Source organism: Kitasatospora sp. cg17-2, assembly GCF_054031055.1.
This window is the reverse complement of sequence record NZ_CM132923.1, coordinates 2,239,132-2,265,185: the sequence shown is the minus strand read 5'-3', so window position 1 is coordinate 2,265,185 and position 26,054 is coordinate 2,239,132. Positions and strand designations below refer to the sequence as shown.

The following is a 26,054-nucleotide window of genomic DNA, read 5'->3' as shown; positions in this document are numbered from 1 at the left end:
GGATGCCTCTTCCGGTTGGACCCGCCCCGTTCTTCGGTCCCCCGCGTCCGAGTCTGCGAACTGCGGGCCGCCGCCACGATCGGAGCTGGGCCGAACGGGTAAGGCGGCCACCGGACCGACGGGGTGCTCGTACCCGTCGGCCGGTGACCGCCCTGCCCGTCCCCGGATCCTCAGCCGAAGTCGAGCGACCCCGTGCGGGTGCGCTTGAGCTCGAAGAACGCCTTGTGCCCGGCCAGCAGCCGGACGCCGTCGAAGACCTGGACGGCCTCCTCCCCGCGCGGGATCGCGTTCAGCACCGGCCCGAAGAAGGCGGTGCCGTCGACGTGGATGGTCGGGGTGCCGACCTCCTCGCCGACCGGGTCCATGCCCGCGTGGTGGCTGCGCCGCAGCGCCTCGTCCCACTCGGTGCCGTGCGCGGCCTCGGCGAGCTCCTCCGGCAGGCCGGCCTCGGCCAGCGCCTCGCGCAGCAGCTTGTCGTCGACCTCCCGGTCCTCGACGTGCAGCCGGGTGCCGAGCGCGGTGTAGAGGTCGCGCAGCACCCCGACGCCGTGCTGCTCGGCGGCGGCGACGCAGACCCGGACGGGGCCCCAGCCGGTGGTGAGGAGGCGCTCGTAGCGCTCGGGCAGGCCCTCGCGGCCCTCGTTGAGCACGGACAGGCTCATCACCCGGAACGTCAGGTCGAGGTCCCGGTGCTTCTCCACCTCCAGGATCCAGCGGGAGGTGATCCAGGCGAACGGGCAGATCGGGTCGAAGTAGAAGTCCACGGTGCTGGTCGCGGTACCGGCGGTACCGGCGGCACCGGGGGCACCGGCGGTACCGGAGTCGGCGTTGGCATTGGCGTTGGCATCGGTAGTGGCAGCTGTAGTGGTCACCCGGCCGAGCCTAGGGGCGTGCCGGACCGCTCGGAAGGGCCGGTCCGGTGCGGTTTTCCTGGGCCACTCGCGGATCGGGCCGCCGCGACCCGCCCGGGCCGCTCCGCCCCTCCGACAGGTGAGGGGCCGTCACCGTCCGTGTCCGGCGGCATGATCCGGAACGGTGAAACGCTGCCGCCGTCCGGGTGAGGGAGTGGCTCCGGGTGTTTCCGATCTTGGACGGATATGCTGCCGCCCCGTCAGGCCCTCGCGAAGCCCTCGCGACGGGCGGTCGGGACGAGGGCGGGAGCCGAAAAGATGATGGGACCGGCGCATTCACTGTCCGGCGCGGCGGCGTGGCTGGGCGCGGGAGCGATCGCGGCGGGCATGGGCGAACCGATGCCCTGGCCGGTGCTGCTCGCGGGGACGCTGATCTGTGCGGGCGCCGCCCTGGCGCCGGACCTCGACCACAAGGCGGCGACCATATCCCGGGCGTTCGGCCCGGTCTCGCGGATCCTCTGCGAGGTGATCGACAAGCTCTCCTTCGCCGTCTACAAGGCGACCCGCGGCAAGCGGGACCCGCGCCGCACCGGCGGCCACCGCACGCTGACCCACACCTGGCTCTGGGCGGCGCTGTGCGGCGCGGGCGCCTCGGCCGTCGCCGTCTACGGCGGCCGGTGGGGCGTGCTCGGGGTGCTCTTCGTGCACATGGTGCTGGCGATCGAGGGACTGCTGTGGCGCCAGGCCCGGGTCTCCAGTGACGTCCTGGTCTGGCTGCTCGGCGCGGCCGGCGCCTGGATGCTGACGGACGTCCTGGACAAGCCGGGCAACGGCGCGCTCTGGCTGTTCGACCAGCCCGGGCAGGAGTACCTGTGGATCGGCCTGCCGATCACCCTCGGCGCGCTGGTGCACTGCCTGGGCGACGCGCTCACCGTCTCCGGCTGCCCGGTGCTGTGGCCGATCCCGATCGGCCGCAAGCGGTGGTACCCGATCGGCCCGCCGAAGGGGATGCGGTTCCGGGCCGGCAGCTGGGTGGAGCTCAAGGTGCTGATGCCGGTCTTCATGGGCGCCGGCGGCCTGTGCGCGGTGGGTGCGCTGGGCTACTTCGGCTGATCCGCCGCGCGGCCGCGACCGCGCAGGTGGCAGGGCCCCGCACCGGGGGAGCGGCTCCGGTGCGGGGCCCTGTCGCGTCCGCGCTCCGGGCGGCCGTGCTTGCCTTGCATACCCCCCAGGGGTATAAATGAGCTCATCGGGCCAAGATACCCATGGGGGGTATCGAGAACCGTCGCCGAGATCACCGGAGGAATCCCATGTCCTGCTGCTCCACCGAAGGCACCTGCTCGACCGGCACCGAGGCCGTCGTGGCCGTCGATGCCGTCGATGCCGTCGTGGCCGGCGAGGTCGAGGTCGACACCGCCGTCGCCGAGGCCGAGGCCGACCGCGTTCCCGCCCAGCGGGCCTGACCGCCCACCGGGTCCGGGGGTTCGAACCCCCAGGGGGTATCGGACCCCGGACCCGGATCCGATCGACCACGAGCACGAGGAGCCCAGATGACCACCCAGGCACCCCCCTCCACCGAGGTGGAACTCCGGATCGGCGGCATGACCTGCGCCTCGTGCGCCGCCCGGATCGAGAAGAAGCTCAACCGGATGGACGGCGTCACCGCCACCGTCAACTACGCCACCGAGAAGGCCAAGGTCGAGTTCGGGCCGGAGGTCAGCGTGGCCGACCTTGTCGCCACCGTCGAGGCCACCGGCTACACCGCCGCCCCGCCCCGGCCGGTCGTCGCCGATGCCGCCGGGGCCGGCGAGTCCGCGGAGCCCGCGGAGTCCGTCGACGACCTCGCCCCACTGCGGCAGCGGCTGATCACCGCGGTCGTCCTGGCCGTCCCCGTCGTCGCGATGGCGATGGTGCCCGCCCTCCAGTTCGACAACTGGCAGTGGCTCTCGCTCACCCTCGCCGCGCCCGTCGTCACCTACGCCGCCTGGCCGTTCCACCGGGCTGCCTGGACCAACCTCAAGCACGGCGCCGCGACCATGGACACCCTGGTCTCGCTCGGCACCGGCGCCGCGTTCCTCTGGTCCCTGTGGGCACTGTTCCTCGGCCACGCGGGCATGCCCGGGATGCGGCACGGCTTCGAGTTCACCGTCGCCCGGGGCGACGGCTCGTCCAGCATCTACCTGGAGGCCGCCGCCGGGGTCACCGCCTTCATCCTGGCCGGGCGCTGGTTCGAGGCCCGCTCCAAGCGCCGCGCCGGGGCCGCCCTGCACGCCCTGCTCGAACTCGGTGCCAAGGACGTCGCCGTCCTGCGCGACGGCACCGAGGTGCGCGTCCCGATCGGCGCGCTGACCGTCGGCGACCGGTTCGTGGTCCGTCCCGGGGAGAAGATCGCCACCGACGGCGTGGTGGTCGAGGGTGCCTCGGCCGTGGACGCCTCGATGCTGACCGGCGAGTCCGTGCCGGTCGAGGTGGCCGTCGGCGACACCGTCACCGGCGCCACCGTGAACGCCGGCGGCCGGCTCGTGGTGGAGGCCACCCGGGTCGGCGCCGACACCCGGCTCGCCCGGATGGCCCAACTGGTCGAGGACGCCCAGAACGGCAAGGCCGCCGCCCAGCGCCTCGCCGACCGGATCTCCGCCGTCTTCGTACCGATCGTGATCGCGCTGGCCCTCGCCACCCTCGGCTACTGGCTCGCCACCGGGGAGGGCTGGACGGCCGCCTTCACCGCGGCCGTGGCGGTGCTGATCATCGCCTGCCCGTGCGCCCTGGGCCTGGCCACCCCGACCGCCCTGATGGTCGGCACCGGCCGCGGCGCCCAGCTCGGCATCCTGATCAAGGGCCCCGAGGTCCTGGAGAACACCCGCCGGGTCGACACCGTCGTCCTCGACAAGACCGGCACCGTCACCACCGGCCGGATGACCCTGCTCGCCGTCCGCACCGCCGACGGCACCACCGAGGACGAGGCCCTGCGCCTGGCCGGCGCCCTCGAACACGCCTCCGAACACCCGATCGCCGCCGCGATCGCCACCGCAGCCGCCGAACGCCTCGGCACCCTGCCCGCCGTCGAGGACTTCGAGAACGTCCCCGGCCTCGGCGTCCAGGGCGTCGTGGACGGCCACGCCGTCGTCGCCGGCCGCGAGGCCCTGCTCGCCGAGTGGGCGCAGCACCTGCCGGCGGGGCTGGCGGAGGCCAAGCGGGCCGCCGAGGCCGCCGGACGGACCGCTGTCGCGGTCGGCTGGGACGGCGCCGCCCGCGCCGTCCTGGAGGTCGCCGACGCCGTCCGGCCCACCAGCGCCCGGGCCGTCGCCGAACTGCGCGCCCTCGGCCTGCGCCCGGTCCTGCTCACCGGCGACAACCGCACCGTCGCCGAGGCCGTCGCCGCCGAGGTCGGCATCCCGGCGGAGGACGTGATCGCCGAGGTGCTGCCCGAGGACAAGGTCGCGGTGGTCGAGCGGCTGCAGGCCGAGGGCCGGGTCGTCGCCATGGTCGGCGACGGTGTCAACGACGCCGCGGCGCTGGCCCGGGCCGACCTCGGCCTCGCGATGGGCACCGGGACGGACGCCGCCATCGAGGCGAGCGACCTCACCCTGGTCCGCGGCGACCTGCGCTCCGCCGCCGACGCCATCCGCCTCTCCCGCAGGACGCTGGGCACCATCAAGGGCAACCTCTTCTGGGCCTTCGGCTACAACGTCGCGGCGCTGCCGCTGGCCGCCGCCGGACTGCTCAACCCGATGATCGCGGGCGCGGCGATGGCCTTCTCCTCGGTCTTCGTGGTCGGCAACAGCCTCCGGCTCCGCACCTTCCGCTGAGTGCCTTTCCGCCGGGCGTCTGCTTCTCGCTGCACGGCCGGGGGCCCCGGAACCGAAGTGGTTCCGGGGCCCCCGGCCGCGTGTCGTGCCCCCGGACGCTCGGGGCGGTGCCCGGGCGCTGATCCGATGAGGGGACACGGCCGAGGCGTTCCCTGAGGTCAGCGGCCCGGTCGCATAGCGTGTCGTCGCCGTGCCGTGCCGTGTCGTGCCGTGCCGGGTTGTCGCCGTGCCGTCGGCGGGCCGGTGGTCCGTGGCTCGTCGGCGGCCCATTCGGCGGACGGCGCTCCGGGGACGGCTTCGGGCACGTGGGACAAAGGGGTGCAGGGTGGCTTCCTCGGGAACGAGCGGCTCCTTCGGACGTGGGCAGCGCTTCCGCGCCTGGCTGCTGGAGGGCCTGTCCGACCGGGTCAAGCAGCACCCCGGCCCGCACGCCCAGGCCCCCGCCGAACAGGCCCGCCCCTGGTGGCGGGTGATGTGCCTGACCGGCCTCGACTACTTCTCCACCCTCGGCTACCAGCCCGGCATCGCCGCCCTCGCGGCCGGACTGCTCTCCCCGGTGGCGACCGTCGTCCTCGTCGTCGTCACCCTCTTCGGCGCCCTGCCCGTCTACCGCCGGGTAGCCCGGGAGAGCCCGCACGGCGAGGGCTCGATCGCGATGCTGGAACGCCTGCTGTCGTTCTGGCAGGGCAAACTGTTCGTCCTGGCCCTGCTCGGCTTCGCCGCCACCGACTTCATGATCACCATCACCCTGTCGGCCGCCGACGCCACCGCCCACCTGGTCGAGAACCCGCACCTGCACAGCGCCCTGACCGGCAAGCAGGTCGTCATCACCCTGGTGCTCATCGCCCTGCTCGGCGGCGTCTTCCTCAAGGGCTTCAGCGAGGCGATCGGCCTGGCCGTCGTCCTGGTCGCGATCTACCTCGCGCTCAACGTGGTCGTCGTCGTCACCGGCTTCTACCACGTCCTCAGCTCCCCCGGAGTGGTGAGCGACTGGGCGGACGCGCTCACCGCGGAGCACGGCAACGTCGTCGCCATGATCGGCGTCGCCCTGGTGACCTTCCCCAAACTCGCCCTCGGCCTCTCCGGCTTCGAGACCGGCGTCGCCGTCATGCCGCACATCGAGGGCGACCCGGACGACACCGAGGAGAAGCCGACCGGCCGGATCCGCGGCGCCCGCAAGCTGCTCACCACCGCCGCGCTGATCATGAGCGTCTTCCTGATCACCACCAGCTTCATCACCACCCTGCTGATCCCGAAGGAGGCCTTCGAGCCCGGCGGGGAAGCGAACGGACGCGCGCTCGCGTACCTGGCCCACGAGTACCTCGGCAACACCTTCGGCAGCATCTACGACCTGTCCACCATCGCGATCCTCTGGTTCGCCGGCGCCTCCGCCATGGCCGGCATGCTCAACCTGCTGCCCCGCTACCTCCCCCGGTACGGCATGGCGCCGCACTGGGCGAAGGCGGTCCGGCCGATGGTCATCGTGCTCACCCTGATCGCCTTCCTGGTCACCTGGCTCTTCGACGCCAGCGTGGACGCCCAGGGCGGTGCCTACGCCACCGGCGTCCTGGTGCTGATCAGCTCCGCCGCGATCGCCGTCACCATCGCCGCCCGCGCCGCCCGCCAGACCGGCTGGACCATCGGCTTCGCGATCATCGCGGCCGTCTTCCTCTACACCACGGCCCTCAACATCGCCGAACGCCCCGACGGCGTGAAGATCGGCGCCTGCTTCATCGCCGCCATCGTGCTCGTCTCCCTGGCCTCCCGGCTCAAGCGCGCCTTCGAACTCCGGGTCACCGACATCGTCTTCGACGAGGCCGCCGAGCGCTTCGTGCGCGACTACACCCACCGGCCGCTGCGCCTGATCGCCAACGAGCCGAACAGCCGCGACCTGGCCGAGTACCAGGAGAAGAAGCGCCAGATCCGGGCGGACAACGACATCCCGATCGAGGACGACCTGGTCTTCGTCGAGGTGACGGTCAGGGACCCCTCGGAGTTCGAGGCCGTGCTCACCGTGCACGGCGAGGTGCTGCACGACCGCTACCGGGTGCTCACGCTGGAGAGCTCCAGCGTTCCCAACGCGCTGGCCGCGCTGCTGCTCACGGTCCGGGACCGCACCGGGCAGCAGCCGCACATCTACTTCGAGTGGACGGAGGGCAATCCGTTCGCGCAGTTCCTGCGGTTCTTCCTGTTCGGTCAGGGAGAGGTCGCGCCGGTCACCCGCGAGGTGCTGCGGGAGGCGGAGCCGGACCGGGGGCGGCGGCCGCGGGTGCACGTGGGCTGAGGGGGTGGGGAGGACGGGGCGGGTGGGAAGTCCGGGGCGGGAGCGGAGTTCGGTGGGGGAGTCGGGGATGTGCGGGGCCTGTGCCGATGGGTTGTCAGGTGCATAGCATGGCAGTCCGCTTGCCCCACTCCGTCACTCCGTCACTCCGTCACTCCGTCAGTCCGCAGAGGAGCAACTTCCGTGCGTCATCGCAGGTTCGGCTCGATCGTTCTGACCGGTGCCCTCGCCCTCGCCGCCCTCGGCACCGCCCCGGCGGCCTTCGCGGGGCCGGGGCCGGGCGCTGTCGACGGCCCGTCGGTGGCCGCAGCCGCCGCTGCCGCCGGCGCCTCCCGGCACCGGGTCGAGGTCTTCACCGAGGACGGCTCGATCGGACGGGCCACCGTGCCCGCCGCCTCCCCGTACCTCACCGGCGACCGCCCCGGCCTCGCCCCCGCCGCCGGGGACGGCGAGGTCACCCCGATCCTGCGGAGCGGCGACAGCGCGGGAAAGGTCGACGTCGTGGTCATCGGCGACGGCTACACCGCCGCCGAACAGGAGAAGTTCCACGCCGACGCCGCCGCCAAGTGGCAGGAACTCAGCGCCGTCGAGCCCTACGCCGGCTACCGGAACCTGTTCAACGTCTGGGCCGTCGCCACCGTCTCCGCCGACTCCGGCATCACCGGCGACCCGGACCGCGCCACCGTCCGCAACACCGCGCTCGGCTCCTACTTCTGGTGCGAGGACATCGAACGCCTGCTGTGCGTCGACACCAAGGCCGTCGAGAACTACGCCGTCAAGGCCCCGCAGGCCGACCTCGTCCTCGTCGTCGCCAACACCGCCAAGTACGGCGGCGCCGGCTACAACGTCGCCTCCCCGCTCGGTTACGACGGCATCGCCACCGTCGCGGGCGGCAACCCGAAGGCCGGACAGATCGCCGTGCACGAGACCGGCCACTCGCTCGGCAAGCTCGCCGACGAGTACTTCTACGACGGCTCCGACACCTACCCGGCCGGGGAGGGCGAACCGGCCGAGCCCAACATCAGCATGTACACCGCCGACCGGCTCACCCACGACCGCGCCAAGTGGTACCGCTGGATCGGCCGGACCTCGCCCGACGGGGGCGCGGTCGGCAGCTACGAGGGTGGCGGCTACTACCCCAAGGGCCTGTACCGCCCCACCGAGAACTCGATCATGCGCTCGCTCGGCCGGGAGTTCAACCTGCCCGGACGGGAGGCGATGATCGCCGGGTTCTACCGCCACGCCGTCCCGCTCACCAGCCCCACCCCGGCCGGCACCCCGCTCACCCGGGCCGACCGCCTCACCGTCGACCTCCCGGTCGCCGGCACCACCCTCAGCTGGTCCCTGGACGGCCGCCCCCTGCCGCAGCTGCGCGGACGGACGGCGGTCGACCTGCGCACCGTCCCGCTCCCCGGCCCGCGCGGCCGGGTCCACACCCTGACCGCCACCGCCACCGACCCCACCCCCGCCGTCCTCGACCCGGCCCTCCGCGCCGGCCTGACGGCCACCCTGTCCTGGCCCGTCACCCGCTGACGACCGGGGCCGCCCGTTCTCGGGCGGTCCGATCCGGATTGCACGGCTGCACGGCTGCACGGCTGCACGGGAAGTCGGTCCGTCCGACTTCCCGTGCCCGGAGCGGGCTGCGCCCGGGAGCCCGGCCCCGGGATCCAACCGGCCGGGCGGAGCCGTCGGCCGTCTGCGACAGTGGGCGGACGACCAGCCCGACGACGCAGGTGGGAGGCCCGGTGACATTGCCGAGGAAGGGTTCCCGGCTCATCACGGTCGACCAGGTGACGTACCGGTGGGCCGTCAGGCGCAGGCCCACCTACAGCCAGGGGATCGGACAGTCTCCGCTGACGGTTGCCGTCGAGCGGGCGGAGGAGCCCGGCTCGGTGCTCGTCGTCCGGCTCCTGGGAGCGCATCCGGGCAACTGGCTCGGTCTGCCGCCCGTCGGTGCCACTCCCGCGAGTGTGGCGCTCGCGGTCCGCGACGCCCGGGAGCGTGGCTGGCAGCCGGGGACTCGGGGCGGCCCGTTCCACCTTGAGCTGTCCCAGGGGGCGACACCCGTTCCTGGCACTCCTGGCACCTCTGGCCCTCCGGCCTCCGACGCGCCGGGCGGCCCGTGAGCCACCGGTGGGCCGCTCCACCGGTGGGCCGATCCACCGGTGAGCCGCGACCGGCGGTGGGCCGCGACCGGCGGTCCGTCAGCAGGCCGTGAGCACGGCCTCCTCGTAAGCGGTGACGGTGGTGAAGCCCAGGCGCCGGTAGAGGGCGAGTGCGGTGGGGTGGTCGGCCCGGACGTTCAGGCCGATGTGGTCGACGCTGTCCGCCAGGACCTCGCAGAGCCGCGCGGTGCAGGCCGCCGCGAGCCCCCGCCCCCGGGCCTCGGGATGCGTGGTGACGTTGCCGATCACCGCCACCCGTCGGGCGGCGGAGTGGACGTGCACGCCGGCCGTCGCGAGCAGTCGGCCCCCGGCGTCCCGGATCCCGACGTAGGGGCCGGTGGTGAGCATCCGTTCGTCGAACCAGTTGCCCGGGTAGCCGACGGCGAACAGGGCGCGCAGATCCGCCAGGTCCGCCGCGCCGAGCCGCTCCACCGGGCCGAATGGGTGGCCGTCCGACGACCCGCCCAGGTGCGGCGCGAGGGCGGAGGGGTCGGTCAGCGCCATCCGCAGCATCGCCGTCCGGTGTTCGGCGCGGTAGTCCGGCGCGAGGGTGTCCACCCCGCCGTCGGTCAGGTGGGCGAGCAGCCTGCGCGGCAGTACGGGCCGCATCGCGTGCAGGAGTCCGGCCAGGCGGTCGGCGTGCGCGGGCCGGGCCAGGCCGAGCAGGGTGGGCACGTCCCCGACCGCGTACAGCAGCGCCACCGGACCGTCCGCCGACGTCGTGTACCAGGCGGTGTGGGACCAGAACGGCTCGTCCAGGTCGCCGAGTTCGAAGAGGTGGAGCTCGGGGTCCTTCCCGAACCGCCCGGCGAGCGCCGCCCGGTCGTGCAGGCTGGTCAGCGGTGCGGGGGAAGGGGAAGGGGGCGGAGAAGGGGAGGGGGAGGCGGACGTGGCGGAGGCCGGGGTCGAGGACACCCGTCGAGCCTACGCGTGCTCCGGGGCGGTCACCCCGCCGGACCCGGCGGGGCGCGGACCCAGCAGGGCCCGCAGGCGGCCGGGCGGCAGTCCGGCCGCGCGGTGCACCACCCGGGTCAGATGCGCCTGGTCGGTGAAGCCCAACTCATGTGCCAGGAGCGCGAGGTGCGTCTCGCCCTCGGTCAGCCGCTCCAGCGCGAGGGTGACCCGCAGCCGGTTGCGGTAGCGGGCGATCCCCTCGCCGGTGCAGGCCCGGAAGATCCGGCTCAGGTGGTGCGGCGAACAGCCGACCGCCCGGCCCAGCTCGTCCAGGCCGAGTCCGAGGTCCGCCGCCAGCGCGGCCCGAGCGGCGTCCACCAGTCGGCGGCGCGCCGCGTCCCGGACCGGCCGGCCGCTCTCCACCCTCGCCGGCGCCAGTTCCGCCAGTACCTCGCCCGCCAAGGTGACCGCACGCTCGGCGAGTTCGAACGAGTCCGCGCCGCCGCGTGCCCGGACGACCAGCATCCGGTGGGCCAGCGCCATCCGCGGCGTGGTGAACACCAGCCCCTGCGGCACCTCCGGGTCGCCGCCCAGCAGTTCGGCCGTCCGCGGCTCGGAGAGCACCAGCTCGGTGTAGAGGTCGCCGCCGCACGGATGCGCGAACTGCTGCTCGCTGCCGATCCGTTCGACATAGACGCAGGCCGGGTCCAGGACCTGGTCGACCCCGTCGATCCGCCCCCGGAACATCCCCCGCCGCACCATCACCAGCCCGAACACCGGCGCCGGCCGCAACTCCGTCCACCCCTCCGGCGGGTCCTGGCAGGACACGTCGGCGACACACAGGTCGTCCCCGCTCACCAGGGACGCGCGTTCGACCGCCATGGCCGCACCCTACTCCCGGGGCGACCCGCTGTCGTCGCTCGTCACCGACAGTCAAGCACCTCGGAGTTCGGCGCGAGGCGGAGGCCGGCCAGGACGAGGAAGTCCGCCAGACCGATCTCGCCGCGACGGCTCCCGTCGTGCCACTGGGCGAGCAGGCCGGAGCCCTCCTCGTCCCAGGTGTCCGGATCCGGGCCGCCGGGGAAGTGCTCGACGCTGCCCTCGCCGTGCCGGTAGCGGAAGTACAGGTACCGGCCGCCGGTCGTCCAGGCGTTCCACTGCGAGGGGCTGCTGCTGCAGGTCCACACGACTCGTGCGAGCGCGGTGTCCTCGTGGAGCCGGGCCTCGACGTCGCCCAGGTGCTCCTCGGGACCGACGACCAGCAGGGCGCCGTCCAGACCCAGCAGCCGGACACGTCCGCCCTCGAAACCGAGGGCGAGCCCGGCGGTGAAGGCGGTCGCACCGTCCCGGTACTCGATCGCGCCCACCGACCGGATCGACTGCCCGAGGAAGCGCGTCAGCGGCAGATCCGCCGGATCGGTGGTGGTTGCGGTCGTGCCGGTTGCGGTGGTCGCGCCGGTCGTGCCGGTCGCGTCGATCGGGCTGGTCGCGTCGTTCCGGCCCGCCGCGTCGGCCCGGAACGAGAGGCCGTTGCCGGGAGTGCGGAAGAGCACCGACCCGAGGTGCTCCAGGTGGAGCCACAGGTGCGACAACTGCGGCGCGGTGACGGGCTGCTGCTGGTGGCGGGCCGCGGTCACCGTGGTCAGTCGGGTGCCGACCAGGTCGGCGGTCGTCACGGGCTCCTCGTCGATCATCCGGCGATGCTCGCACGGAGCTTGCCGGCGCGCGAACGGATTGCACAAGAAACGACAAGCCGCAGGGGCGGGCGCGGCGGGACAGTGGAACCGGTCGGCGCCCCGTACGGGGGTCGGGGCGCCGACCCCGCGTCGTTCTTCGGCCCCCGCCCGGCCCGCGCCCGGTCCGCGTTCCGTTTCGTGTTCCGTTTCGTGTTCCGTTTCGTGTTCTCCCGAGGAGTCCCGTTGAACGATCCGACCGTTCCCACCGTCCCCTTCGCCGAAGACCCCGGAACCGGACCCGGACCCGGAACCGAACCCGGAGTCGGCCCGGAGACCGGACCCGACCGGCTCGGGCGCCGCCGGATGCTGCGCGGCGCGCTCGCCGTCGCGGGCGCGGTGGCGCTGCGCCCGCTCGTCGCGGCGACGCCCGCCGCCGCTGAGCCCGCCGGTTCCGCCGGTCCCGCCGCGTCGGCCGCCGCTGTCGTCGTGCGGCGGTTCGGCCGGTACGAGGTGCTGGCGCTGCTCGACGCGCACGGCCCGTTCCCCGGCACCGCGCAGGCTGCCTTCCCCGACGCGACGGCCACCGACTGGGAGCGCGCCCGCCGCCTCGACCCGGCCGCCTTCGGCCCGAACGACGCCTGGCAGCTGGACTTCCGCTGCTACGCCGTCCGCCGCCCCGGCGGCCGGGTCACCCTGGTCGACACCGGTATCGGCCCGGTCGGCAGCCCCGCCTCCGGCTGGGCGCCCGTCCCCGGCCGACTGCCCGCCGTCCTGGCCCGGGTCGGGATCGCCCCGGCGGACGTCGAGACGGTGGTCCTGACCCACCTCCACGAGGACCACTACGGCTGGTCGGTGACCCCCGAGGGCGTACCGGTGTTCCCGAACGCCCGCTACGTGGTGCAGCACGCCGAGGTCGCCGCGCTCGGACCGACCCGGACGGCGCGCACCTACGTCGTCGAACCGCTGCTCCGCGCCGGACAGTTGCACGAGGTCGACGGCCACACGGTGCTCGGAGGCCGGGCCCGCCCCGGAGGCGGCGCGATCACCCTGCTCCCGACACCCGGGCACACACCGGGTCACCAGTCGGTCCTGGTCGACGGCGGCGGCGACCGCCTGCTGCTCACCGGCGACGTGCTGGTCCACGCCGTCCAACTCGCCACCCCCGGCGTGCGCTACCTCTTCGAGGCCGACCCGGAGACGGCCCGCCGCAGCCGTGAGCAACTCCTCGGCGAAGCCCGCCGCACCGGCGCGGTGCTCGGCACCGCCCACCTCAACCGGCCCTTCGTGCGGCCGTGGACGCCGACCGGGCACACGCCCCCGCACTGAACGGTCCCGCCGGTCCCCGCCCGGTACGCCCTCCGGGCAGGGGCCGGTCCTACGATCGGACCCATGACGATCACTTCGGACTCCTGGACCATTCGCCACTTCTCCCAGGCCAATCCCGCGGGTCCGGGCTGTGACAGCATGCCTGCGCTGCTGCGGAGGCTGGCCGATTCGATCGAAGCACTGGGCCCCGCCGAGGTTCAGGACGTCGTCATCGCGTACGAGATGACCGAGCACGGACCCTGGCGGTCGGGGACGGTCTACTTCCACCTGCCGAGGACGACTGAGCCCGGCCCCGGCGGGATCAGTCGTCCTGGCGCCCATCGCTCCACCGAAGAGTCCGAAGATTCACCGAGCTGACCCTGAGCCCCTTGAGGACAAACGCTGTTGCGCCAAGCGCGACCGGCAGGTCCGCATCCACCAGCACGCTGCCGGGGTCCGTCGGAAGAGGCCCCGGGTGACGAGCCGGACGGGCTTCCCGCTCGGCGCTCTTGCGGCGGACTCACCACCAAGGTCCACTCGCCGCCGACGGCCGGTGCCGTCGGCTCCGGGTGCTCCGGGCGATCGGCCGGCCCAGGACCACACCTGGGATCGTCCTGGCCGACAGGGCCTACTCGTCCCGTGCGATGCGCGCCCACCTGCGCCGACGCGGGGTCCGGGCAGCGGTCCCGCAGCCGGCCGACCGGATGTCCGCCATGAGCGGCGCGGCACCGGCACGGTGGCTGTCCGCCGGACTTCACCTCGCCGCCGTCTTCGTCCGGTCAGCCGGGGTGACTCCAGCTGGGCTGCTGCCTAGACCCATCCCTCATCGAGGTAAACCGTCCAGACATCCCCCACCGCCCTGCGCAGTGGGACCAGGGCCGCAACGTCTGCGACGGCTGCCGGAGCGTCGGAGAGCCGCAACGGGGAATCCGGGACGCTGCTGCGGGTGTAGACCGGCAGCTCACCGTGGCAGCTGAAGGCGTGAAGCGACGGGGGAGCATCGCCGAACCAACCAGGGCGGTTCTCCTCGGCCCACGCAGCGGCGGCGTCGACACGATCCACATGCGCCAGTAGATGCTCGGGAGCAGGTCCACAGCTGAACTGCACGAGGTAGCCGTGAGCATCCACGGCCCACCAGTCCCACATGAATCCAGGTCGGGGGTGCCGCAGGATCGCCGTCATGCCGTCACCGTATCCAGGTGGGGCAGGACCGCCGAGGGCGATCCGCAGGAAACGACCTGGTCGTCGTCACGTCGCTCGCCACCGTCGGGCGGCCTCGCCGCCGGAGCCCGCCCCGGGACACTCTGCGGCACCGGGCAGTCGGCGGACAACTGCGGTCGTCGCGTTCGAGACCGACGGGAGCGCCCTTCGGACGGTGTCGCCATGACGCGACGGCGGTCCGACTCCGGTCCGACCCGGGCACCACTCCCGGCGCCGGGGAGGTGGCACCCTGGCGGGACTGTTCGGGGTGTGATCCCATCGGCGAGGGGGCGCGTGGGGGCCCACGTCGAGAAGGGTCGGTTCTCGTGGACGAGACGCCATTCCGTACCGCCGAGGCCGGGAGCGCCCCGGTCGTCGCCGCCCCGGACGGCGCCACCGTCCGGCCCTTGCTGAGCCTGGACGGCCTCGGCAGCCAGGCGCTCTTCGAGCTTTCTCCCGGTTCCGTCACCCGTGCTGTTTCCCATGCCACCGTGCAGGAGCTCTGGTACGTCACGGCCGGCCGGGGCAGGATCTGGCGGCGGCAGTCCGGCCGGGAGTCCGTGGACGTCCTTCGGGAGGGCACATCGGTCTCGGTGCCACTGGGAACGGCCTTCCAGTTCCGGGCCGATCCCGACAGCCCCGGCCCGCTGCGCATCGTCGCGATCACCATGCCTCCCTGGCCGGACGGTTCCACCACGGAAGCCCGCCCCGAGGACGGTCCCTGGCCTCCCACCGTGGGCTGACGCGGACGGCTGCGGCCGGTGCCCCCGTGGGAGCGGGGGCACCGGCCGCCGGAGGCTTCGCGGTGTGCGGGTGTGCGGGTGTGCGGGTGTGCGGGTGTGCGGTTCTCGCTGGTTCGCGCCGGGGCTCGGGGCGGGCCTCGGGGCGGGGTCAGAGGGGCAGGATCAGATCCTGGCCGGGCTGGATGAGGTCGGGGTCCTCGCCGAGGATCGCGCGGTTCCGTTCGTACAACGCCTGCCAGCCGCCGGGGACCAGGAACTGCTCGGCGATGCTGTCGAGGGTGTCGTCGTCGCGCACCGTCCAGCTGGTGGCGCCACCGGCCGGGGGAGGGGCGGCCGGGGTGCCGGGGGCGGGCGCCTCCACCGGGTCGGCGGCCGACTCGACCGAGGGGCGTTCGCGGTCCCGGTCGGCGCGGGCGCCGCAGACCGGCCAAGGGGTGAGCCCGCGTTGTTCGGCGAGGGTGTTGGCGACGGCGATCTGCTCGTCCCGGCTGGCCAGGTCGGCGCGCGGGGCGTAGCGGAGGCCGCCGGTCTCCTCCCAGGTCGGTTCGTCGAACTGGAGACCGCCGAAGTAGCCGTTGCCGGTGTTGATGTGCCAGTCCCCGCTGCTCTCGCAGGCGGCGACCCGCTCCCAGTCGATCACGGTCCCCCGATCGATCCCCGCTCCGCCTCCCCGGCCCGGTGGCGCGGCGTGCGCCGCGGCGGGCGCGGCGAGGACGGCGGCCAGGGTGCACACGGCGGTGGGGAGCAGGCGGCGCAGGTGCGCGATGGGGGGCATCGGCGGCTCTCAGGTCCGGGGGCAGGGGCGCGCGCCGCTCGTGAGCGGCGCGTTCCCACCGACGCACGCCGGGCATGCCGGATCCCCGCCGACACGTCGAGCGGGTCACCCGCCCGGCTCCGCGTCGCCACCCGGCTGGCTCCCGTCCCGTCCGTCGGGCCGGTCCGCCGGGACGTCCGACCGGCCCGACCGGTCCGGTGACGGTACTCACAGGGTCGAACGTGCGCGAACGCTTTCGGGTGCGCGTGCGGCATTCGGGTGGAAGTTCGACCGGTCCCGGGCTTCCTTCTCGTGCGCCCGTGCGAGTCGTCGGCGCCCGTTCTGCGGGTCCGGAGGCTGCGCCGGACGTGTTGCCGGATGCCTTGCCGGATGTGCTGCCGGACCGTCCCCGTACGCGTGCCTCCGTACGCCTGTCCCCGGACGAACGACGGTCCCCCGGCGCAAGTGCCGGGGGACCGGGGCGGAGCAAGGCGAAGCAGGGTCCAGCAGGTGGAACTCCGCAGGTCAGCGGCGCTTCTCGCCCTCGGTCGCCGCGGCGGCCTGCTGGCGCTGCTTCTCCTCCTTCTCGTGCTTCTCCTTGACGCGCACGGACTCCCGGCGGACCTCCTCCTGGATCGTCCGCTCGCGCCGCAGCCACTCCGGGTTCTCCTCGCGGAGCGCCTCGATCTGCTCGGTGGTGAGCGCCTCGGTGATGCCGCCGCGCGCCAGGCCGGACGCGGAGACGCCGAGCCGGGTGGCCACCACGGAACGCGGGTGCGGGCCGTTGCGGCGCAGGTCCTGGAGCCACTGCGGCGGCTCGGTCTGCAGGGCGGTGAGCTCCTCGCGGGAGATCACGCCCGACTGGAAGTCGGCAGGGGTGGCGCCGAGGTAGACCCCGAGCTTCTTCGCCGCTGTCGCCGGCTTCATGGTCTGCGTGGTCTTCTGCTTGAGCGATGTCATGGTCACCAGGGTAAGCGAGCGGCCGACGCCCGCTGTCACGGTCGGTAGCCTAGGTCGGGTGACAGAGATGCAGGTGACACCCTCGTTCCGGCTGGCCTACGTCCCGGGCGTGACCCCCGGCAAGTGGGCGCGCGTCTGGTCGGAGCGGCTCCCGGACGTTCCGCTCGCCCTGGTCGCGGTCGAAGCCGCCGACGGGGAGCCGACGCTGCGCGCGGGCGACGCGGACGCGGGGCTGCTGCGGATGCCGGTCGACCGGACCGGTCTGAGCGCGATCCCGCTGTACACCGAGACGACGGTGGTGGTGTTCCCGAAGGACCACTGGCTGGCGGCGGCCGAGGAGGTCACCGTCGTGGACCTCGCCGACGACGTGGTCTTCCACCCGCTCGACGACACCCTCGAATGGGAGCAGCTGCCCGGGCGACCCGCCATCGAGCGGCCGGCGACCACGGCCGACGCGATCGAACTGGTCGCGGCCGGGGTCGGGGTGCTGCTCGTCCCGCAGTCGCTGGCACGCCTGCACCACCGGCGCGACCTCACCTACCGGACGATGGCGGACGCCCCACAGTCCCGGATCGCGCTGTCCTGGCCGGAGGAGGAGACCACCGACCTGGTGGAGGAGTTCATCGGCATCGTCCGGGGCCGCACGGTCAACAGCTCGCGCGGCCGGGGCCAGACGGCCGCGACCCCGGCCGAGGCCTCGGCGACGAAGTCCGCCCCGGGCCGCGCCGGCGGTGCGAAGAGTGGTGCCGGTGGCGCGAAGGGCGGTGCCGGGAAGGGTGGCGCGGCCAAGGGCGGTGCCTCCAAGGGCGGTGCTCCCAAGGGCTCGGGCAAGCCGGCCGCTGGAGGACGCGCCACCGCCGGCGGGCGTGCCCGGGGCGGCTCCGGATCGTCGTCCGGCGGCGCGGCGGCCGCCCGACGCGGCCGCCCGAAGCGTCGCGGCTGACGTTCCCCCTCCGGCCGCGCCGAGTGGACGCCGACCGACCGGTCGTGCACCCACTCGGCCGGTCACGCGCTCCGGGGTGCGGTCAGGGTATTGAGCAGGGCGGCGCCCCGTTCGGCGTCGTCCACGCTCACCGCGAACTCCGCGCCCTGCCGGGGCCGGATCACCAGGCACTCGCCGCGGCGCAGCATGACCGTGGTGCCCAGGCCGCTCAGCCGGTAGCCCCAGCCGCCCACCTGGGCCGGGGTACGGTTCTCGGCCCGGGCCGAGAGGATCTCCTCCGGATCCCAGTGCCGGGACGGTCGGCCGAGCGGGCCGAACGCCACATCCAGGCCGCGCTCGGTCACCCGCGCCTGCACCGACGAACAGCCGAGTCCCGCCAGCGCGACGATCGCCAGCGGCGCGGCCGTCGCCCAGGCCGCCCCGCCCAGCCCGGCGAACCCGGCCAGAGTCGCCCCCGCCGCTCCCAGCCCGGCCACCGCGGCCAGCAGTCCCAGCCAGGGATTGACCGCCCGGGAGAGCCAGACGGCGCGCTGCCCGTCCGGCAGGTCCAGGCGGGGGCCGTCGGCGGCGGTCGCGGCGAGCGGCCCCGGACCCTGCGGGCGGGCGAGCCACCAGCCCAGCGCGCCGGCCGCGACCGCCGCCACCAGGACCAGCAGCACCTCGGCGCCCAGCGGCCGGGCCTCCTGCCAGGCCGGGCGGTCCAGGTTGGCCGAGACGATCGCGGCCTGCGCGCCGGTCAGCAGGGCGCCTCCGAAGCCGAGCCCGACCGCCGACCAGGCCTTCGCGTGTTCCCCGCCGCGCCACCGGGCGACGGCCGCCGCCGCGACCGAGGCCGCCCACAGTGCGGCAGGGAAGCCCACCGCGGCCGTGAAGGACATCGAACCGTCCGCCTGGCTCCCGTTCCAGTGCGTGGCCACGGGCTCCGGCAACCGGCCGCGCGCCACCCACGGCAGCCCGATCAGCAGCGCCAACACCCCGAGGGCGAGCGCCCCGAACGCGAGCACCCCGATCACCCGGGCCGCCGTGCCCTTGCGGGCGTCGCGCTGCCCGCTGCCGCGCCCGTCCTCCTGCGGATCCTTCTTCACTCCAGCCCCCTGATCATCTCGACGAGCTCCTCCCGGCTGAAGCCTGCGTGCGCCGCGTCCGCGACCAGCCGACGCGCCGCGTCCAGCAGTTCGGCGCGGCGGTCGGCACCGCGGGCGACGGTGATGCCGCGCCCCCGGCGGAACTCCAGTACCTCTTCGTCCCGCAGCGCCCGCAGTGCGCGCAGCACGGTGTTCGCGTTCACCCCGAGCGCCCGCGCCAGATCCCGTGCCGGCGGCAACCGCTCCCCGGGTACGCACTCGCCCTCACCGACGGCCCGCCGGATCGCTCCCGCAACCTGCTCGTGCAACGGCCGGGAGTCCCCGGCCTCCAGCTTCAGCAACATGATGCTAGTGAGAGTAGCACCATCGCCGAATGGTGCCAGTGCCGTGCCGTGCTGCTGCCGGTGCCGCCGCCGCTGCTGCGCTCGCCCGCTCCGGACGGCAAGCGACTGGCGATCGTTGACGTGACCGACGAGGCTCCGGGTGGCGTCCCCGGAGTCGATCGGCCAGCCCTGCCGGGTCGGCCAGTCGGCCGGGGGTCGGGGGAGCAGCGCGGTGGCTGACCCGAGGGCCCGGAGCCGAGCCGTCCCGGGCGGCTGTGGCCCGGGTGGCTCGCCGTCGCCGCGGTCGAGCGGCACTCGGGAGCGGGCGGCGGCGTACCGCTCCCGGTCGGCGGGTCGGCGGGTCGGCGGAACCAGCTGGGGGCGGTGGCGGCCAGGTCGATCCGGCCGGAGGGGCGGCCGTCGCTCGGTGAAGAACGCGGCGGAATCCCGTGCTACGCAAGGTCCTTACGCATCAGCGTGCACAGCGTTTCGTACCGCCGGAGTGAGCCGTCCTCGGCCTCCACGTCCCAGGAATCGAGCTCGCTTCCGAAGGCCCGGTAGCCGAGGCGTTCGTAGAGGGCGCGGGCGCGCGGGTTGCTCTCCTCGACGCCGAGTTCGGCGAGGGCCAGACCTCTGGCGCTGATCCGCCGCTCGGCGGAGCGGACCAGCAGCGTGCCGATCCCGCAGGACCGGAGGGCCGGGTGGACGCCGAGCTGCCAGAGCGTGCCGGCGCCCGGCCTGACCGTGTAGTCGACGCCGCCGACCGCCACCGGGAGCCCCACCGCTGTGCAGACCGCCAGGTAGTCGACCTCGCCTGCTTCGGCCCGGCGGATCTGGTGGACCAGCTCGCGCACGTGCTTGGGGGAGCCGGCCCAGCCGCAGGACGGCAGGTCCGCGTCGGTGAGGTCGCGCACCGACAGGTGCAGCCTGATCTCGGTCATTGCCACTCCCGCTTCCCCGCCGCCCCGCCTTCCGGCAGTGGCCGTCTCCCATTTCAGCAAGTGGTCTCCTTGTCGTCGAAGGGTTTTGGGCCGGACCCGGCTTGGGCCGGAAGGCTTGTGCCCGGACCGGGTCCCGCGCCGATTGTGGTTGTGGCTCGGGCCCCGCCGGCTCCGGGCGGTTGCCGTTCAGCGGGTCCCCTGTGCCCGCTGAACGGCAACCGCCCTGCTCGGGGGTCGTTCGGGGTCAGTCGCGGAGCGTACGGCGGGTCGTTGTGGTGAGCAGGGTGGTGGCGAGGAGGGCCAGGGTGATGGCGGTGACCAGGAGGGGGGAGGGGCCGACGGGGTGGCCGGCGCGGCGGACGGTGCCCATGAAGTCGAGGGCGGCGATCTGGTTCACCGCCAGGTACCAGAGCGGCAGGTAGAGGGCCTGGAAGAGGCGGTGGGTGCGGGAGAGAGTGCCGAGGGCGAGGGCGAGCGAGGGGATGAACAGGGCTCCGGCCGACCAGGCCGCCACCCCGGCGGTGTCGCCGGCCGCGGCGAGCCGGACCAGGACACCCGCACCGATCAGCGCGGTGAGCAGCACCCCGGCGGCCCATTCGGCGAGCAGCCGGGCGCGGGCGGCCGGGTAGGCGCCGAGCAGGACCTCCAGGTCGTTCTCGGCCGAGCGGCTCCCGAGGCGGGACCAGAGCAGTACCGGCCAGACCCAGGCGGCGGGCAGCACCGCGCCGACGCCGGTGTCCGGTGGCACGGAGAGCCCGGCCAGGACCAGGCCGGCCGCCGCGAGCCACCACCAGCGCGAGGCGTCGGCGAACAGGATCCGTGCCTCACCGAGCAGCAGTCGGCCGAAGTGGGAGCCGGACCGGGACCGGGACCGGTCGTGGGTGCGGGGCGCGGAGACGGGTCCGGTCGGCGGCGCGAAGGGCGGGGCCGCGGCGCGGACGGGACCAGGGACGGGACCGGGGACGGGGACGGGGGCGGGCGCTGTACCGTCGGAGTGCCGCTCGGCCGTCCTGGCGCGGGAGGGGTCGAAGCGGGTGAACCAGAGGGCTGGCAGCGCGGCGAGCGCCACCGCGAGCAGGACGAGCAGCAGCCGCTGGGCGAGGAATCCGGTCCCGAGGTCCGCGCCGTCCCAGCGGAACGCCTCCAGCGGGGAGTCCACCTTGGTGAGGCCGAGGCTGAAGTCGTCGCCGCCCAGGTCGACGCCCCGCGCGGCCAGCGTGTCGCGCAGCGAGGCGGCCACCGGGCCGAGGCCGAGCCCGCCGAACGGTGCGCCGGGCGCCTCCCCGGCGATCAGGAGGGCCGGTGCGAAGGTGAACCAGGCGACATTGCCCAGCCCCCCGCGCAGCAGCGGCACCGTTTCGAACAGGACGGCCAGTGCCGCGGTCGCCGCGAGCAGCGGCAGGGTCAGCACCAGGAACGGCGCCAGCAGCGCAACCGGGTCGAGCGCCCGGTCCTCACCCCGGACCAGTTGCAGGGCGGGCGCGGTGAGCGCGAGCACGCCGAGCATCGAACCGAGCACCAGCAGATTGCCGAGGAACTTCGCCAGCATCAGTTCGACGTTGCGCAGCGGGGCCGCGGCCAGGAGCTGACCGACCCCGGTCTCCTCGTCCCGGCCCAGGCCCTTGCGCACCACGTAGAACCCGCCGAGGGTGAGCCACAGCGAGCCCGCCAGAGCGGTCGCCGTGCCGACGTACGCGCTGTTGTACTCCCCCCGGTAGGAGCCGAGCGCCAGGATCGCCCAGTGCCCGTCCGCCGGCGGGACGGCGAGCAGGCCCAGGCCCACCGCGGCGAGGAGCGTCACCGCGTAGGCGGGGCGGCGGATCCGGTCCCGGAAGTCGCCGAGCGCCAGCCGGCCGATCCGGCTCACCGGGCCGGTCCGCCCGGACCCACCGGCGGCGGCGCCGGGCCGACGGCCGGTCGGTGTCCGGGACCCATCGGGGCGGGACGGGTAGAGCACGCTCCGGGTCATCGCCGCACCCCCTGCCGGGCCGTAGCGGCCGAGGGGGCGAAGGCGGGCCCGTCGGGCGCCGACCGGACCAGCCCCAGGTAGGCGTCCTCCAGGTCCGGCGCGACCGGCACCGCCCCGGCGGTCGGCGGGGCGTCCGCGAGGAGTCGCAGCCGTACCCGCCCGTCGCCCGCGCGCACCATGCGGCTCACCACGAAGTGCTGCTGCACGGCCGCCACCGAGCCCGCGTCCACCAGGACCTCCCACACCCGGCCGGCCTGGCCGCGCAGCAGTTCCTCCGGACTGCCCCGGCGCAGCAGCCGCCCGCCGGCGAGGACCGCGATGTCCCCGGCCACCGACTCGATGTCGGAGACGATGTGGGTGGACAGCAGCACCACCCGGTCCTCGGCGAGGGTGCTCAGCAGGTTGCGGAAGCGCACCCGTTCCTCCGGATCGAGGCCGGCGGTGGGTTCGTCGACGACGATCACGCCCGGGTCCCCCAGCAGTGCCTGGGCGATGCCGACCCGCCGCAGCATGCCGCCCGAGTACGCGCCGAGCGGCCTCCGCACCGCCTCGGTCAGGTTGACCAGGGCGAGCAGTTCGTCGATCCGGGCCCGGGCGGCGCGGGCGGGAAGCCCCTTGGCGGCCGCGAGGTAGGACAGGAACTCGCGCGAGGTGAGGTGCGGGTGGACACCGAAGTCCTGGGGGAGGAAGCCGAGTTCCCGCCGGAGCAGATCGGGCTGGGCGAGCACGTCGGCCCCCCGGTAGGTGAGCCGCCCGGAGGTGGGCCGGGTCACGGTGGCGACGATCCGCATCAGCGAGGACTTGCCCGCGCCGTTCGGTCCGAGCAGGCCGAGCAGCCCGGGCCCGAGCCGCAGCGAGAGGCCGTCGACCGCGTGCTTGCCGCTCCGGTAGACCTTGCTGACGTCGGTCAGTTCGAGGTGGGGTGTGACATCGGATCGGCTCATGCGCCTGAGCTCCGCTCTCCCGGTCGTGGGTTGGTGGTGACTGCGGTGATCAGCCTTCCCGGTCGCCCGCGCCCTGCCATCTGCCGATCGGCATAGATCCGGCGCCTTTTTCCGGAGCGAGAACCTGCCGATCGGCACAGGTTGGCGCCCGGGGGCGGGGGCAAAGTTCTGAGCGAGGGCGACGGGCGCCGACCTGCGAGGTCACCGGCGTGCCGAGCCTTGACAGGTGGTTCGGGCACTGGATTACTTGGCTCCGGCCAGGGCCGACCGAATGGTCGGTAGTGCGTTCTGAAGGAGGCACGATGAGCGGCGGAGCGACGGATCCGGGTACGTCCGTGAGCCTGGGAGGAGAGGGGCGGGCGCCGACGCGTCTCGGCGAGGCGCCGCCGGTGGAACTCCTGGACGCCGGTGAGCGGATGACCGTCGAGGAGCTGCGGGCGCACCAGCTCAAGCACCTGCGGGCCACGCTGCGCCACGCCTACGACAACGTCGAGCTGTACCGGCGGAAGTTCGACGCGGCCTGCGTCACGCCCGAGGACTGTCGCGCCCTCGCCGACCTCGCCCGGTTCCCCTTCACCACCAAGGCCGACCTGCGTGACACGTACCCGTTCGGCATGTTCGCCGTCCCGAAGGAGAAGGTCCGCCGGATCCACGCCTCCAGCGGGACCACCGGTCTGCCGACCGTGGTCGGCTACACCGAGCACGACCTGGACGTCTGGGCGGACGTGGTGGCCCGCTCGATCCGGGCGGCCGGCGGGAGGCCCGGCCATACGGTGCACATCGCCTACGGCTACGGCCTGTTCACCGGCGGACTGGGCGCGCACGCGGGTGCCGAACGCGCCGGGTGCACCGTGATCCCGGCCTCCGGCGGCATGACGGCCCGCCAGGTCCGGCTCATCCAGGACCTCCGACCCGAGGTCATCATGGTCACCCCGTCCTACCTGCTCACCCTGTTGGACGAGTTCGAGCGGCAGGGCGTGGACCCGCGCGGCACCTCGCTGCGGATCGGAATCTTCGGCGCCGAACCGTGGACGGAGGAGATGCGCGCCGAGATCGAGCGGCGGATGGACCTCCACGCCGTGGACATCTACGGCCTCTCCGAGGTGATGGGGCCGGGCGTCGCGCAGGAGTGCGTGGAGACCAAGGACGGCCTGCACATCTGGGAGGACCACTTCTACCCGGAGGTCGTCGACCCGCTGACCGACGAGGTGCTGCCGGAGGGCGAGGGCGGCGAACTCGTCTTCACCTCGCTCACCAAGGAGGCGCTGCCGGTGATCCGCTACCGCACCCGCGACCTCACCCGGCTGCTGCCCGGCACCGCGCGCCCCGCGTTCCGCCGGATGGCCAAGGTGACGGGGCGCTGTGACGACATGATCATCCTGCGCGGGGTCAACGTCTTCCCGACCCAGATCGAGGAGGTCCTGCTGCGGGTGCCCGCCGTCGCACCGCACTTCCAGCTGCGACTGACCCGCCGGGGCCGGCTGGACCACATGACGGTGCGGGTCGAGGCGCGGCCGGAGGCCGGGCCCGGGCAGCGCGAGGAGGCCGTCGGGGCGATCGTGCGGGGGGTGAAGGACGGCGTCGGTGTGAGCGTGGACGTCGAGGTGCTGGACCCGTACACGCTGGAGCGTTCGGTCGGCAAGATCCGCCGGGTCGAGGACCTTCGGGAGCACGGAGGGGAGGGGCGGGAGTGAGCTGAGGGAGGGCCGGGGGCGGGATTCCCCGGCTGGCAACGGGCCCGTCCGGGCGATGGCTCAGTGTTCCAGGCCGGACTCCAGGTTGAGGGTCATCCGTTCCAGGACACCGACCGCGGTCCGGTACTCCTCGGGCGTAATGCCGGCGACGGAGGCCTCGCGGAAGGCGGCGACGCGCTCGCCGACCCGGGCGAGGCGGGTGCGGCCGTCCTCGGTCAGGGCGAGCTGCTCCGCTGCCGGTCGGAGGGCCCAGCGGTCGGCGAGGACGGAGTCGATGGCGGCGGTCAGTTCGGTGGCTGAGGCGTTGGCGGTCAGAGAGGTGAGGACGGTGGTGTCGGTGGTCCGGGGGTCGGCCGCGACGACGTTGAGGACTTGCCAGGTCAGCCGGGTGAGGCCGTACTCGGCCAGCATGGCGTTCATGGTGGTGGTGAGGGCCAGGTCGGTGCGGTTGAGCCAGTAGCCGATGGGTTTCACGTCGTTCTCCCGGGCCGGTCGCGACATCGAGGGCTGTATCGGTTCAGGGCCGGGTGAACGCGGCGGTGTTCTCGCGGGCCCACTGCTGGAAGGTTCGCGCGGGACGACCGAGGAGGGTCAGGGTGGTGTCGTGAACGGGGGCGGGCCCATGGGTCGCCGCCTCCCAGAGGTCGAGCAGGGAGGTGACGACGAGAGCGGGCATGTGACGCCCCATCTGCTCCTCGGCCTCGGCGCGGCTGATCCGCTCGACCGGGATCTCGCGGCCGAGAGCTTCGGCGAGGACGGCGAGTTGCTCGCGGAAGGTGAGTGACTCGGGGCCGGTCAGGGTGGGCGCGGAGCCGGTGAGAGAACTGCCAGTCAGGGCCTCGGTGGCGATGTCGGCGAGGTCCTCGGGGTGGATGGGCGCGATGTGCGCGTCCGGGTGGGCGAGTCGGATCGGCAGGCCCCGGCCGATGGAGTCCGCCCAGCCCAGGGAGTTGCTGGCGAAGGCGTCCGGGCGCAGGAGGGTGCAGTTGAGGCGGGAGCCGGCGAGCGCGCGCTCGACCAAGAGGCTGTGGCTCGCGAGCGGGTCGTTCTCGGCGTCGGGGCCGAGGACGGAGGACGAGGAGAGCAGGACGACGTGTTCGACGCCGGCCGCTTCGGCGGCCTCGGCGAACGCGTGGATGCCAGCGGGCTGGGGATAGAGGAAGACCTGCTGGACGCCGCGTAGCGCGGCGGCGAAGGCCTCGGGGCGGTCGAGGGCGAGCTCGGTGCGCTCGACGCCGTCGGGGACGGTCAGGTTGGCAGGGCGGGCGCTGGCGGCGCGGACGGAGTGCCCGGCGGCGTGCAGGCGGGCGATGACGCCCTGGCCGACCTTGCCGCGGGCGCCGGTGACGAGGGTGGTGGTCATAAGGAGAAGTCCGTTCGTTTTCGTCGGATGGTGAGCGAGTCGGGTCGCGGGCGGACCGGGGCCAGGAGATGCGCACCCCGCCGCGATCAATGCTCGAATACATATGCATGATGTCGTGCACACGTTTTCATGTCAACACATGTCTTCATTGGTT

Annotated in this window: 24 protein-coding genes and 1 pseudogene; 11 read left to right on the top strand and 14 right to left on the bottom strand. The window is 73.9% G+C overall.

Annotation, left to right across the window (positions count from 1 at the left end; translation table 11 throughout):
• Positions 1 to 170: 170 nt before the first annotated feature.
• Positions 171 to 764, bottom strand: a complete 594-nt coding sequence (locus ACW14Y_RS08835; protein ID WP_380306565.1) for a mycothiol-dependent nitroreductase Rv2466c family protein — start codon at positions 762 to 764, stop codon at positions 171 to 173.
• 405 nt (positions 765 to 1,169) lie between these two features.
• Here ACW14Y_RS08835 and ACW14Y_RS08830 point away from each other — a divergent pair, with 405 nt between their 5' ends.
• The 5 genes from ACW14Y_RS08830 (at position 1,170) to ACW14Y_RS08810 (ending at position 8,474) form a co-directional block, all read left to right on the top strand.
• Positions 1,170 to 1,964, top strand: coding sequence for a metal-dependent hydrolase (locus tag ACW14Y_RS08830; RefSeq protein ID WP_380306555.1), 795 nt, complete (start codon positions 1,170 to 1,172; stop codon positions 1,962 to 1,964).
• Positions 1,965 to 2,161: 197 nt separating this feature from the next.
• Positions 2,162 to 2,314, top strand: coding sequence for a hypothetical protein (locus ACW14Y_RS08825; protein ID WP_456986434.1), 153 nt, complete (start codon positions 2,162 to 2,164; stop codon positions 2,312 to 2,314).
• 87 nt (positions 2,315 to 2,401) lie between these two features.
• On the top strand, positions 2,402 to 4,660 hold the full coding sequence (locus ACW14Y_RS08820; RefSeq protein WP_456986433.1) for a heavy metal translocating P-type ATPase: 2,259 nt from the start codon (positions 2,402 to 2,404) through the stop codon (positions 4,658 to 4,660).
• A 325-nt stretch (positions 4,661 to 4,985) separates the two neighbouring features.
• Positions 4,986 to 6,944, top strand: coding sequence for an APC family permease (locus ACW14Y_RS08815; protein ID WP_380303152.1), 1,959 nt, complete (start codon positions 4,986 to 4,988; stop codon positions 6,942 to 6,944).
• A 180-nt stretch (positions 6,945 to 7,124) separates the two neighbouring features.
• Positions 7,125 to 8,474 carry a M64 family metallopeptidase gene (locus tag ACW14Y_RS08810; RefSeq protein ID WP_456986432.1) on the top strand — a complete coding sequence of 450 codons (1,350 nt, stop codon included), beginning with the start codon at positions 7,125 to 7,127 and terminating at the stop codon, positions 8,472 to 8,474.
• Positions 8,475 to 9,145: 671 nt separating this feature from the next.
• Here the strand turns inward: ACW14Y_RS08810 and ACW14Y_RS08805 are convergent.
• The 3 genes from ACW14Y_RS08805 to ACW14Y_RS08795 are packed head-to-tail and all read right to left on the bottom strand — an operon-like array spanning position 9,146 to position 11,694.
• Positions 9,146 to 10,021, bottom strand: coding sequence for a GNAT family N-acetyltransferase (locus tag ACW14Y_RS08805; RefSeq protein WP_456986431.1), 876 nt, complete (start codon positions 10,019 to 10,021; stop codon positions 9,146 to 9,148).
• A 9-nt stretch (positions 10,022 to 10,030) separates the two neighbouring features.
• Complete coding sequence (locus tag ACW14Y_RS08800; protein WP_380303146.1) at positions 10,031 to 10,882, bottom strand: helix-turn-helix domain-containing protein; 852 nt, start codon at positions 10,880 to 10,882, stop codon at positions 10,031 to 10,033.
• Between the two features lie 41 nt (positions 10,883 to 10,923).
• On the bottom strand, positions 10,924 to 11,694 hold the full coding sequence (locus ACW14Y_RS08795) for a hypothetical protein (RefSeq protein ID WP_456986430.1): 771 nt from the start codon (positions 11,692 to 11,694) through the stop codon (positions 10,924 to 10,926).
• Between the two features lie 225 nt (positions 11,695 to 11,919).
• Here ACW14Y_RS08795 and ACW14Y_RS08790 point away from each other — a divergent pair, with 225 nt between their 5' ends.
• The 3 genes and pseudogenes from ACW14Y_RS08790 to ACW14Y_RS08780 all read left to right on the top strand — a co-directional run.
• Positions 11,920 to 13,002, top strand: a complete 1,083-nt coding sequence (locus ACW14Y_RS08790) for an MBL fold metallo-hydrolase (protein ID WP_456986429.1) — start codon at positions 11,920 to 11,922, stop codon at positions 13,000 to 13,002.
• Positions 13,003 to 13,065: 63 nt separating this feature from the next.
• Positions 13,066 to 13,359: a hypothetical protein gene (locus ACW14Y_RS08785; protein WP_456986428.1), complete on the top strand. Its 294-nt coding sequence runs from the start codon at positions 13,066 to 13,068 to the stop codon at positions 13,357 to 13,359.
• A gap of 52 nt (positions 13,360 to 13,411) precedes the next feature.
• Positions 13,412 to 13,685: pseudogene (locus tag ACW14Y_RS08780) on the top strand (IS5/IS1182 family transposase); the annotation flags it as partial.
• 106 nt (positions 13,686 to 13,791) lie between these two features.
• Here ACW14Y_RS08780 and ACW14Y_RS08775 read toward each other — a convergent pair.
• Entirely contained in the window at positions 13,792 to 14,163 is a 372-nt protein-coding gene (locus ACW14Y_RS08775) for a hypothetical protein (protein WP_380386339.1), read from the bottom strand.
• A gap of 344 nt (positions 14,164 to 14,507) precedes the next feature.
• Between ACW14Y_RS08775 and ACW14Y_RS08770 the strand changes: the two genes are divergently transcribed.
• Positions 14,508 to 14,924, top strand: coding sequence for a cupin domain-containing protein (locus ACW14Y_RS08770; protein ID WP_380303134.1), 417 nt, complete (start codon positions 14,508 to 14,510; stop codon positions 14,922 to 14,924).
• A gap of 148 nt (positions 14,925 to 15,072) precedes the next feature.
• Here ACW14Y_RS08770 and ACW14Y_RS08765 read toward each other — a convergent pair whose 3' ends face one another.
• Both ACW14Y_RS08765 and ACW14Y_RS08760 read right to left on the bottom strand, forming a co-directional pair.
• A complete protein-coding gene (locus ACW14Y_RS08765) occupies positions 15,073 to 15,699 on the bottom strand; it encodes a transglycosylase family protein (RefSeq protein ID WP_380303132.1) in 627 nt (208 codons plus the stop codon).
• A 504-nt stretch (positions 15,700 to 16,203) separates the two neighbouring features.
• Complete coding sequence (locus ACW14Y_RS08760; RefSeq protein WP_380386336.1) at positions 16,204 to 16,638, bottom strand: DUF5997 family protein; 435 nt, start codon at positions 16,636 to 16,638, stop codon at positions 16,204 to 16,206.
• A gap of 58 nt (positions 16,639 to 16,696) precedes the next feature.
• Between ACW14Y_RS08760 and ACW14Y_RS08755 the strand changes: the two genes are divergently transcribed.
• Positions 16,697 to 17,581, top strand: a complete 885-nt coding sequence (locus ACW14Y_RS08755; RefSeq protein ID WP_456986427.1) for a LysR family substrate-binding domain-containing protein — start codon at positions 16,697 to 16,699, stop codon at positions 17,579 to 17,581.
• 62 nt (positions 17,582 to 17,643) lie between these two features.
• Here ACW14Y_RS08755 and ACW14Y_RS08750 read toward each other — a convergent pair whose 3' ends face one another.
• The 5 genes from ACW14Y_RS08750 to ACW14Y_RS08730 form a co-directional block, all read right to left on the bottom strand.
• Positions 17,644 to 18,666, bottom strand: coding sequence for a DUF1648 domain-containing protein (locus ACW14Y_RS08750; RefSeq protein WP_456986426.1), 1,023 nt, complete (start codon positions 18,664 to 18,666; stop codon positions 17,644 to 17,646).
• Positions 18,663 to 19,010, bottom strand: coding sequence for a GntR family transcriptional regulator (locus ACW14Y_RS08745; RefSeq protein ID WP_266275766.1), 348 nt, complete (start codon positions 19,008 to 19,010; stop codon positions 18,663 to 18,665). The genes ACW14Y_RS08750 and ACW14Y_RS08745 overlap by 4 nt, the downstream gene beginning before the upstream one ends.
• Positions 19,011 to 19,441: 431 nt before the next feature.
• A complete protein-coding gene (locus ACW14Y_RS08740) occupies positions 19,442 to 19,930 on the bottom strand; it encodes a GNAT family N-acetyltransferase (protein ID WP_380442221.1) in 489 nt (162 codons plus the stop codon).
• A 244-nt stretch (positions 19,931 to 20,174) separates the two neighbouring features.
• A complete protein-coding gene (locus ACW14Y_RS08735) occupies positions 20,175 to 21,899 on the bottom strand; it encodes a hypothetical protein (protein ID WP_456986425.1) in 1,725 nt (574 codons plus the stop codon).
• Positions 21,896 to 22,843, bottom strand: coding sequence for an ATP-binding cassette domain-containing protein (locus ACW14Y_RS08730; RefSeq protein ID WP_402722234.1), 948 nt, complete (start codon positions 22,841 to 22,843; stop codon positions 21,896 to 21,898). The genes ACW14Y_RS08735 and ACW14Y_RS08730 overlap by 4 nt, the downstream gene beginning before the upstream one ends.
• 416 nt (positions 22,844 to 23,259) lie before the next feature.
• Here ACW14Y_RS08730 and paaK point away from each other — a divergent pair, with 416 nt between their 5' ends.
• Positions 23,260 to 24,537 (top strand): phenylacetate--CoA ligase PaaK, encoded by a 1,278-nt coding sequence (paaK, locus tag ACW14Y_RS08725; protein WP_456988112.1) that lies wholly within the window; start codon positions 23,260 to 23,262, stop codon positions 24,535 to 24,537.
• A gap of 60 nt (positions 24,538 to 24,597) precedes the next feature.
• On the opposite strand, the gene ACW14Y_RS08720 is transcribed toward paaK, so the two are convergent.
• Entirely contained in the window at positions 24,598 to 25,011 is a 414-nt protein-coding gene (locus ACW14Y_RS08720; RefSeq protein ID WP_456986424.1) for a MarR family winged helix-turn-helix transcriptional regulator, read from the bottom strand.
• A 43-nt stretch (positions 25,012 to 25,054) separates the two neighbouring features.
• Positions 25,055 to 25,900, bottom strand: a complete 846-nt coding sequence (locus tag ACW14Y_RS08715; protein ID WP_456986423.1) for an NAD(P)H-binding protein — start codon at positions 25,898 to 25,900, stop codon at positions 25,055 to 25,057.
• Between the last annotated feature and the right edge of the window lie 154 nt (positions 25,901 to 26,054).

Excerpts from the sequence above, each read along its gene's own strand:
- ACW14Y_RS08830 (WP_380306555.1), top strand. The coding sequence starts at position 1,170 with ATGATGGGACCGGCGCATTCACTGTCCGGCGCGGCGGCGTGGCTGGGC.
- ACW14Y_RS08825 (WP_456986434.1), top strand. The coding sequence starts at position 2,162 with ATGTCCTGCTGCTCCACCGAAGGCACCTGCTCGACCGGCACCGAGGCC.
- ACW14Y_RS08820 (WP_456986433.1), top strand. The coding sequence starts at position 2,402 with ATGACCACCCAGGCACCCCCCTCCACCGAGGTGGAACTCCGGATCGGC.
- ACW14Y_RS08800 (WP_380303146.1), bottom strand. The coding sequence starts at position 10,882 with ATGGCGGTCGAACGCGCGTCCCTGGTGAGCGGGGACGACCTGTGTGTC.
- ACW14Y_RS08795 (WP_456986430.1), bottom strand. The coding sequence starts at position 11,694 with ATGATCGACGAGGAGCCCGTGACGACCGCCGACCTGGTCGGCACCCGA.
- ACW14Y_RS08785 (WP_456986428.1), top strand. The coding sequence starts at position 13,066 with ATGACGATCACTTCGGACTCCTGGACCATTCGCCACTTCTCCCAGGCC.
- ACW14Y_RS08775 (WP_380386339.1), bottom strand. The coding sequence starts at position 14,163 with ATGACGGCGATCCTGCGGCACCCCCGACCTGGATTCATGTGGGACTGG.
- ACW14Y_RS08765 (WP_380303132.1), bottom strand. The coding sequence starts at position 15,699 with ATGCCCCCCATCGCGCACCTGCGCCGCCTGCTCCCCACCGCCGTGTGC.
- ACW14Y_RS08760 (WP_380386336.1), bottom strand. The coding sequence starts at position 16,638 with ATGACATCGCTCAAGCAGAAGACCACGCAGACCATGAAGCCGGCGACA.
- ACW14Y_RS08745 (WP_266275766.1), bottom strand. The coding sequence starts at position 19,010 with ATGTTGCTGAAGCTGGAGGCCGGGGACTCCCGGCCGTTGCACGAGCAG.
- ACW14Y_RS08740 (WP_380442221.1), bottom strand. The coding sequence starts at position 19,930 with ATGACCGAGATCAGGCTGCACCTGTCGGTGCGCGACCTCACCGACGCG.
- ACW14Y_RS08735 (WP_456986425.1), bottom strand. The coding sequence starts at position 21,899 with ATGACCCGGAGCGTGCTCTACCCGTCCCGCCCCGATGGGTCCCGGACA.
- ACW14Y_RS08730 (WP_402722234.1), bottom strand. The coding sequence starts at position 22,843 with ATGAGCCGATCCGATGTCACACCCCACCTCGAACTGACCGACGTCAGC.
- paaK (WP_456988112.1), top strand. The coding sequence starts at position 23,260 with ATGACCGTCGAGGAGCTGCGGGCGCACCAGCTCAAGCACCTGCGGGCC.
- ACW14Y_RS08715 (WP_456986423.1), bottom strand. The coding sequence starts at position 25,900 with ATGACCACCACCCTCGTCACCGGCGCCCGCGGCAAGGTCGGCCAGGGC.